The sequence below is a fragment of the Brevundimonas lenta genome (genome assembly GCF_014196335.1).
Lineage (GTDB): Bacteria > Pseudomonadota > Alphaproteobacteria > Caulobacterales > Caulobacteraceae > Brevundimonas > Brevundimonas lenta.
On record NZ_JACIDM010000003.1, the window covers coordinates 622,760 to 631,088 of the forward strand.

Sequence of the window (8,329 nt, forward strand, 5' to 3'; positions counted from 1 at the left end):
GATGTCCGCCGCCGATCTCCCGCAGCGAACCATCCAGCTGACCCTCGACCGCACCCTCGTGCGCGGCGTCTTCGTGGCGCTGGCGGCCGGGGTGGTGCTGGCGCTCACCGGGGCCTTCGGCATGGACGAGGTCCCGCTGTGGTTCCGCCTCGCCTACTGGCTGCCGATGATGCTGCTGGGCGCCTTGTGGGGTCACATCTGCGGCTCGCTGACCGACCGCTTCATCGACATGGACCGCCGCCCGTGGCTGGCGACGGCGGCGCTCACCCTGGTCATGTCCGGGCCGCTGTCGATCATGGTCTGGGCCATCACCACCCGCTTCTTCGACGACGACCGCGTGCTGGAGCTGGACCGGCTGCCGCATTTCCTGCTGCCGGTGACCCTGGTCACAGGCGTGGTCGCCGCCCTGAATGTCTTCCTGTCGCGCACCCCGGTGCAGACCCATGCGGCCCCGGCCGGCGCGACGCCCGCCCGTTTCCTCGACCGCCTGCCGCTGAAGCTGCGCGGGGCGACGATCCGCGCCGTGGTGTCCGAGGACCACTATCTGCGCATCCACACCGACCGCGGCTCCGACCTGATCCTGATGCGCCTCGCCGACGCCCTGAAGGAGCTGGAAGGCCTGGAAGGCGCCCAGACCCACCGCAGCTGGTGGGTGGCGAAAGACGCCGTCCGCAGCGTCTCGCGCGGCGAGGGCCGGGCCACCCTGACGCTGGAGGGCGGCCTCGAGGCCCCGGTCAGCCGGCGCTACGCAAAGGCCCTGCGCGACGCCGGCTGGTACTGAGGTTCAGCTGGTCCAGGTTCCGTGGAACGCCGCCGGCAGGGCGACGTCCGCCCGCCAGGTCGCGACCGGCCCCTCGTCCACCCGCGCCGCGTCCAGCACGTGCAGCTCCGTCACGCGGTCGGTGAGGTTCAGCGACGGTCCGATCAGCCAGCCGTCGTCCTCGGCCGTCCCGCCCGGCCGCGGGGCGAAGACCATCTCGTCGACCACATGGCCGGCGCCGAAGTCGAAGCCGCGCGTGCGGCCTGTCGACCAGTCGGTCACCCCGATGCCTGAGGCGAAGGGCCGTCCCGGGGTCTCGCCGGCGGTGTGGATGGTCAGCCGCCGCTCGAGCCCCGCCCGACGCGGGTCGCTGCGCGGGAACTCGCCGACGATGTCCGTGCGCTCAAGGCTCGCTCGCCCGTCGGCGCCCAGCCGCACCATCGCCAGCCGCGCCGGCTCGCCGTCCAGCGGCACGCCGTTGACCACCTGCTGGGCGCCTCTCGCCGCGAAATCCATGTCGCGGTGGGCGCAGACGTCGAAGCGGATGTCCGCCCCGTCCCGCCAGGCGTCGCCGAGATGGAAGAAGCCGAAGGCGGGCAGTTCGAAGATGCGGCGCTTGCCCAGATCGGCCTTGTCGACGACCAGCACCTGGGTCCCCTCCTCGGCCTTCCATTCGAAACCGGCCGAGAAGGGCATCACCATCCGCGTCCGGACCCACGGCTGCAGCACGATCACCAGCTGGGTGTCGGTGGCCGTGAAGTCGTGGATGTAGCTGGCCCGCGGCAGCTCGATGACCGAGGCGTCCTCCAGCGATCCGTCGGGCGCCAGCCGCCAGACCATGGCCTGGTCTCCGCCGACGCCGAGGTTCCAGATCCGGCCGTCCGGCTCGATGCGCGGATGGGCCAGGAAGGGCATGCCCTTGAGGTCCGGGCGCAGGGTTTTGAAGCCGCGCGTCTCCAACGTGCCGGGGTCCAAGACCGCCGGCGACCCGGCCTCCCACAGCGCCCAAAGCTCCCCGCCGACCAGATGCACCGAGGTGTTGGCGGCACTGGCATCGTCGGGCGAGCCGATCTCGGCGCGCGGATCGGGCATGGTGCCGAAGCCCGGCATGACCATGGCGTCCAGCCGCGTCTCCTGGCGGCGCTTGGGCGTGTCGACGAAGCGGGCGGCCAGTCCGGCCTGACCGTCCTGGATGCGGAAGCGGCGCACCAGGCCGTCGCCGTCGAACCAGTGCTCGGCGCTGCGGCCGGGTCGGCGGAACTTCGCCGGTCCATTGCGATACAGGGCGCCGGTCAGGCCGTCGGGGGCGCGGCCGTGCACCAGCCGCATGGCGTGCGGGGCCACGTCGGCCTCGACGTCGGCGGTGACCAGACCCCAGTCGGTCGCGGCCATGGCTTCGGCGGCGCGGACGGCGTCAGGCGTGACCACCGCAGCCGACAGGGCGGCGGCGCCGGTCATGAAGGCGCGGCGGGAGGGGACCATGATCGTCATCTCAGCGGATGCTGATGGTCTGGGCCGTATCGCCCGAGACGGTGAAGCGGGCCCGGTCCCAGCTGGCCGGACCCATGTTGCCGACCGCATTGTTCGAGAAGGCGTAGGGCTCGGTCGGCATGCCGAACGGGTTGGTGTTCATCTGGCCGTCGCCGTTGACGTCGTGGAACGACTTCATCGCGTAGTCGCCGGCGGGCAGGTTATCGAACACCGCGACCACCGACCCCGACGCGTCGACGGCGGCCGTCGCGACGGGGCTGCCCGACGTATAGGACGCCTCGGAATCATACAGGGCGACCATGACGCGGCCGCTGCGGGCGCCGGTCTCGAAGGTCAGGGTGACGGAGGCGTCGGCCGGCTGTGCGAAGGCGGCGGGGGCCGCGAGCAGGGTCAGGGCCAGGGCGGCGGCGGAAAGGCGGAGCATCGGATCGTCCTTGTCAGGCGGGGAGGACCCGACCGCCGGGCCTCCGATGACCTGACCCTGCCGATCGCCTGAACGGGCTGCGACCGCGTCTTCAGGAACGGACGCCGGTCATTCGCGAAAGGCCCGGCATGTCCGTTGGCGATACGCGAACGGACGTGTCGTCACTGGCGGAACTCGGCCATGGTCCGCAGCCCCAGGGCGACCACGGCGCCGAACAGCCCCATCGAGGCGACAAGCGCAGCCTCCGCGTAGCTGTGCGCGACGATGTCGAACGCGACCTCGCCGATCCGGGCCACGACCTGCTGCACCATCAACCAGCCATAGCCCGCACCCAGCAGGCCCAGGGCGGCGGAGGCGCCGGCCAGAATCGACAGCGGAACGGCGAACCGGTCAGCGGGACTGAATACGCCGGCGAGGCCGAGCCCGAGGATGGCGAGGAGCAGAAGCACGATCAGCATCATGACCAGCTTCAGCAGGATGTCGGCATCCATATAGAGCCCCTGCGGCTCCGTCCCGGGCATGTACTGCCTCAGCAACCACGCACAGGTCCCCGCCGCGACAGCGAACGCGATGCCCGCCGCCGCGAGGGCGAATACAACCCTGCTCATAAACACCCCCGGGAAAACACTTACCGGAGGTTGGTATGGCTACGCTTGTCCGTCAAGCCTAGCGCGGCGCGCGCTTGGCCAGGATGCGCTGCAGGGTGCGTCGGTGCATGCCCAGGCGGCGGGCCGTCTCGGAGACATTGTGGTCGCACAGCTCGTAGACCCGCTGGATATGCTCCCAGCGCACCCGGTCGGCGCTCATGGGGTTGTCCGGCGGCTCGGGCGCCTCGCCGGTCGACAGCAGGGCCTTGACCACGTCGTCGGCGTCGGCGGGCTTCTGCAGATAGTCGACCGCGCCGGCCTTAACGGCCGCGACTGCCGTGGCGATGGCGCCGTAGCCCGTCAGCATGACGATGCGCGCGTCCTCGCGCCGGTCGCGGATCATCTCCACCACCTTCAGGCCGTTGCCGTCCTCAAGACGCATGTCCAGCACGGCGAAGGCGGGCACGTTGGCGCGCAGCGCCTCGCTCGCCTCGGCCACCGAGGCGGCGGTGGCCACCTCGAATCCACGGCTTTCCAGCGCGCGGCCCAGCCGGGTGCGCAGGGCGTTGTCGTCGTCGAGCAGCAGGAGGGTCTTGTCCTCAAGCGCGGCGATGCGGGCTTCGGTCTCGGGCATCTACGTTCTCCTCGCCGCTCAAGTCGGTAACGGCGCCGCTGCGGTCAAGGTTCAGACCGGGGGTGCGACACCACGGCATTTCCTTACGCCGGAACCTCCAGCGCTTCACGCGGCCAGCGAATTGAGACCCGGGCGCCCCGCGGCTGGCCCTTGCCGCCATCGCCGGCCCCGACCGTGACCTTGCCGCCCGTCCGCTCCAGCAGGGTGCGGGCGATGAAGAAGCCCAGGCCCATGCCGCCCTGGCTGGGCGCGATGGTCTCCGGCGCCGGCGCGGCGGCCTTCTTGCCCTTGCGGCCCGGCGTGGCGGCGGCGACCGAGGCCGCGATCTGGGCCGTCAGGGCGCGGCGCGCCTTGCCCTGCGGACGGCTGGTCACATAGGGCTCGCCCAGCCGGGGCAGGATGTCGGCGGGGAAGCCGGGGCCGTCGTCGACGACCTCGATCTCGATGAACCCGGCGTCGACGATGCCGGTGACGCGCACCTTCGAGGTCGCGAAATCGGCGGCGTTCTCGACCAGGGTCGACAGGCCGTGAATGACTTCGGGCAGGCGCCGCACGCGCGGCGACGGCTCGCCCGAGGCGGTGCGCACCGACACGGTGAAGGCCAGGTCGAAGCCGCGATGCGGTTCAACCACCTCTTCCAGCAGGGCTTTCAGCCCGACCTCGGCGAAGGCGATGCCGCCCTCGTCCGGCTGTTGCGACAGGCGTTTCAGGATGTCGCGGCAGCGCTCGGCCTGCTGCAGGATCAGGGCCGCGTCCTCGGCCGCCGGGCCGTCCTGCGCCGAGGCCCGGAGCAGTTCCTTGGCCACCACCTGAATGGTCGCCAGCGGCGTGCCCAGCTCGTGCGCCGCCGCCGCCGCCAGCCCGCCCAGTGCGGCCATGCGCTGCTCGCGCTGCAGCACGTCCTGGGTGGTGGCCAGCGCCAGCTCCAGCTTCTCGGCGTCGGCGGCGACCCGCCACGCATAGGCCGAGGTGAAGACCACGCCCGTGGTCAGGGCCATGCCGATGCCGACCTTGTAGAGGACCGGCAGATCCAGCTCGGTCCCCGCCTGCCACGGCAACGGCAGGGAGAAGAAGAACAGGCAGACGGTGGCCAGCAGCACCAGCAGGCCCATCAGCACAGCCTGGCGTCCCGGCAGCGAGGCCGCCGCGACCGTCACTGGCGCGACCAGCAGCAGGCAGAACGGGTTCTGCAGGCCTCCGGTCAGGGCCAGCAGGGTCGACAGCTGCAGGATATCGAAACCGAGGTGCGCGGCCGTCATCGAGCCGTCGGTCCCCGCCCCCTCGCTGCGCTTCAGGCGCGCGGTGGCGTTCAGGTTCATGGCCACGCTGGCGGCGATCACCGCCAGACAGCCCCACAGCGGCAGGTCGAAATGGAACCAGGCGGTGGCGACGATGATGGTCGCGGTCTGCCCGGCGATCGCCATCCAGCGCAGGATGACCAGGGTGCGCAGCGACAGGCCGCGGTTGCGCCGCGGCAGGTTGCGCCAGCCGGCGAACCGGCCGCCTTCGGATGCGGCGACGGACTGCGGCGACGGGTGGTCTTCTGTGGCGCTCACAGCTCTTCTATAGACGCGTTCGGCCCGTTGGGGGCGATTTCGAAGGGGCCGTAATGCCGCGCCGTTCCATCCTGCTGTTCGCCGGCGCCTGCATCGCCATCGCCGCGGCGCTCGCGGTCACCACCATGGTCGTCGTCGGCCGTCAGGACGAGGCGCGCGACGCCGGCGCCGTGACCTCGACCGGCCAGGCCCAGGTCGGCGGCCCCTTCCAGCTGGTCAACCAGGACGGCCAGGCCGTGGACCAGTCGATCCTGAACGGCAAATGGACCCTGGTCTTCTTCGGCTTCACCTACTGCCCCGATTACTGCCCCACGACCCTGACCATGCTGGAAGCCACCAGGGCGCAGCTGGGCGTTCGGGCGAAGGACGTGCAGGTCGTGTTCGTCAGTGTGGATCCCGAGCGCGACACGCCCCAGGCGCTGAAGGACTATCTGTCCTCGGATGGCTTCCCCAAGGGCGTCATCGGCCTGACCGGCACGCCGGAGCAGGTCGCCGACGCCGCCCGCGTCTATCGCGCCGCCTACCAGAAGGTCGGCGAGGGCGAGGGCTACACCATGAACCACTCGCTCACGATCTATCTGATGGGGCCGGACGGGAAGTTCCGCAGCGCCCTGGCGCACGATCTGGGGCCGGAACGGTCGGCGCAGCTGATCGAACGGACGATGGCCCGCGGCTAGGTCGGGTCTCCCGCGCGGAACTGCTTCAGGCGCAGCTTGCTTCGATGCTCAGCCGTCGCCCGGTCGCCGGACGGCGAGAGACCCTGGAAATAGGCCTTCTGCCAGCCCTGCTGAGCGGCCTCGGGATTCGCGTCGGCGAGGTCCCGGTTGAAGCTGTTCCGACTGGCCGACCAGGCCGTGTGCTCGCGTTCCAGCTTTGGGTCGCTGCCGAGAATGCGGGCGACCGGGTCGATCCGCTCCAGCGATTCCCGTTGAACCGGGAAGAGATGGCAGAAGGGCTCGTCCTTCTCGAACCTCACCCGATGATCAGCGCGGGTGAAAAGCCAGTTCATGGTGAAGGTGTAAGGCGACCAGTCCGTCTCGACCACGGCTGACAGGGCCGAGATGCCGTCCTTCGGGCGATTGATCGGCCCGGTGACGAACAGGTCGTAGCCCGGGTCTGTCCGGAAGATGCACGGCAGATGGAAGGTCAGAACGCCCTCCCCGAAGTGGCTCACGGCCGGCGCGGTCGCGTCCCGGTCCGGCTTCACCTCAATGCCGTCCATATGCTGCTGGCCGTCCCAGATCGCCGAGAAGCCCCCGGTGCACAGGACTTCCCACCCGTGGGCGTTGGCGATGTTCAACGGCAGGCAGCGATAGGCGAAGCGGTTGGCGCTGGCGTCCATCCACGCCCGTTCCAGCGGGGCCGGCCGGATGCGCAGTTCATGCCCGTCGAGAACGTAGGCGGTCAGTCCGCCTGTTTCGACCGGCTCACCAGACGACACGGACGCCGAACATCGCTCCGAAGCTTTGGTATCGATCGCCATCCAGGTCTGTCCCCCAGTCCATGGTCAGATAGGTGCTCATCATCGGCGTCAGCTGCGCGTCGAAGCCCGCGCTGACGTTGAGTAGCTCCTCCCCGCCGTGAACCGTCAAGGAGTCGGCGTTGAAGAGGATGCCGCTCTCCTTATCCAGGGGAACGATCCAGTCGACGGAGAAGAACGGCAGGATCGTGGCGGTTCCCGCCGTCGCGTGGCTTTCGAATCGCACCCCGAGCCGTCCGATCAGGTCGTCGCGGGAGTTGAACTGGACGGAGCTGGGCGGATTGTCGATCCGATCGATCTTGCTCCTCTGCCAGATGAACTGCGCCTGGGGCTCGACGACCCATCCCGGGCTGACACGCATCGGATAGCCTGTCTCGAGCGACAGAGCCCCGGACTCGCCCTCCAGCTCGAGCCGCTGGGCCGTGCGGGAGGTCAGCCGGAGGTCGTGCAGTCCGTAGACCGCCACGCCGTCCAGATACCAACCCTGGTGTCCGATGTAGGTGACGTAGCCGCCGAACGAGTCGCTCGTCACCCTGAGGGAGCCGGACGGTTGCTGAGGCGCGGGCACGAGGGCGCCCCGGACATCTCCGCGCGCTTCCGCGTGGGCGACGCTGAGACCGACGCGCCAACTCCCGCCGCCCGGCACGTCGCCGGCCCACAGGTCGGCGCCGGCCTGAACGCCCGTCAGGTCGCCGTCCCAGCTCGGGTGAACCGAGCTGTTGGGGGTCGCGGCGATCGAGGTCGTCTCGATCTGGCGCGTGAAGGCGCGCCCCCAGGCTCCCGAAACCGGGGTCCGGTTGGTCAGCAGCACCTGGTCCCCCTGCCTCTGGTGGAAGGTTCCGATCGTCGCCAGGCCGATCGAGTGGATGGTCGCTGACGCCGACGCGAACTGCGGCTCCGGGGGCGGAGGCGGCGGCGGCGGCGGCGGCGGAGATGTAGGCGGCGGCGGAGGCGGAGGCGGCGGCGGCGGCGGAGGCGGCGGCGGCGGAGGCGGCGGCGGCGGCGGAGGCGGCGGCGGAGGCGGCGGCGGCGGAGGTGGCGGCGGCGGCGGAGGCGGCGGCGGCGGCGGGGGCGGCGGCGGAGGCGGCGGCGGAGGCGGCGGCGGCGGCGGAGGTGGCGGCGGCGGCGGAGGCGGCGGCGGAGGCGGCGGCGGCGGCGGAGGTGGCGGCGGCGGCGGAGGTGGCGGCGGCGGCGGCGGAGGCGGCGGCGGCGGCGGGGGCGGCGGGGGCGGCGGCGGCGGCGGCGGCGGCGGCGGCGGCGGGGGCGGCGGCGGCGGCGGCGGCGGCGGCGGCGGCGGCGGCGGCGGAGGTGGCGGCGGCGGCGGAGGTGGCGGCGGCGGCGGCGGAGGCGGCGGCGGCGGAGGCGGCGGCGGCGGCGGAGGCGGCGGCGGGGGGGGC

9 protein-coding genes and 1 pseudogene are annotated in these 8,329 nt (G+C 71.6%); 3 read left to right on the forward strand and 7 right to left on the reverse strand.

All coding sequences use genetic code 11. The annotated features are described in order from the left end of the window. Position 1 precedes the first annotated feature (1 nt). On the forward strand, positions 2-781 hold the full coding sequence (locus GGR12_RS16135) for a LytTR family DNA-binding domain-containing protein (protein WP_183205727.1): 780 nt from the start codon (positions 2-4) through the stop codon (positions 779-781). 3 nt (positions 782-784) lie between these two features. Here the strand turns inward: GGR12_RS16135 and GGR12_RS16140 are convergent, their stop codons facing one another. From GGR12_RS16140 to GGR12_RS16160, 5 genes are all read right to left on the reverse strand, one after another. Continuing rightward, positions 785-2,242: a carotenoid oxygenase family protein gene (locus GGR12_RS16140; RefSeq protein ID WP_183205729.1), complete on the reverse strand. Its 1,458-nt coding sequence runs from the start codon at positions 2,240-2,242 to the stop codon at positions 785-787. A gap of 10 nt (positions 2,243-2,252) precedes the next feature. Beyond that, complete coding sequence (locus GGR12_RS16145; protein ID WP_183205731.1) at positions 2,253-2,675, reverse strand: DUF2141 domain-containing protein; 423 nt, start codon at positions 2,673-2,675, stop codon at positions 2,253-2,255. Between the two features lie 161 nt (positions 2,676-2,836). After that, the gene (locus GGR12_RS16150; RefSeq protein ID WP_183205732.1) at positions 2,837-3,283 is read right to left on the reverse strand and encodes a hypothetical protein; all 447 of its coding nucleotides are present in this window, start codon (positions 3,281-3,283) and stop codon (positions 2,837-2,839) included. 58 nt (positions 3,284-3,341) lie between these two features. Further along, positions 3,342-3,896 (reverse strand): ActR/PrrA/RegA family redox response regulator transcription factor, encoded by a 555-nt coding sequence (locus GGR12_RS16155; RefSeq protein ID WP_183205740.1) that lies wholly within the window; start codon positions 3,894-3,896, stop codon positions 3,342-3,344. Positions 3,897-3,979: 83 nt separating this feature from the next. Then, complete coding sequence (locus GGR12_RS16160) at positions 3,980-5,452, reverse strand: ActS/PrrB/RegB family redox-sensitive histidine kinase (RefSeq protein ID WP_183205750.1); 1,473 nt, start codon at positions 5,450-5,452, stop codon at positions 3,980-3,982. Between the two features lie 53 nt (positions 5,453-5,505). On the opposite strand from GGR12_RS16160, the gene GGR12_RS16165 reads away from it, so the two are divergent. Continuing rightward, positions 5,506-6,129 (forward strand): SCO family protein, encoded by a 624-nt coding sequence (locus GGR12_RS16165; RefSeq protein ID WP_183205752.1) that lies wholly within the window; start codon positions 5,506-5,508, stop codon positions 6,127-6,129. On the opposite strand, the gene GGR12_RS16170 is transcribed toward GGR12_RS16165, so the two are convergent. Then, a complete protein-coding gene (locus GGR12_RS16170; protein ID WP_183205754.1) occupies positions 6,126-6,893 on the reverse strand; it encodes a DUF6065 family protein in 768 nt (255 codons plus the stop codon). The two genes, GGR12_RS16165 and GGR12_RS16170, sit on opposite strands and share 4 nt — an antisense overlap. Next, positions 6,880-7,842 (reverse strand): annotated as a pseudogene (locus tag GGR12_RS16175) (autotransporter domain-containing protein); the annotation flags it as partial. The gene GGR12_RS16170 and the pseudogene GGR12_RS16175, both read right to left, overlap by 14 nt. A 125-nt stretch (positions 7,843-7,967) precedes the next feature. Between GGR12_RS16175 and GGR12_RS16875 the strand changes: the two are divergent. Further along, a partial coding sequence (locus GGR12_RS16875) for a hypothetical protein (RefSeq protein WP_343053307.1) occupies positions 7,968-8,329 on the forward strand: 362 nt, incomplete at its 3' end.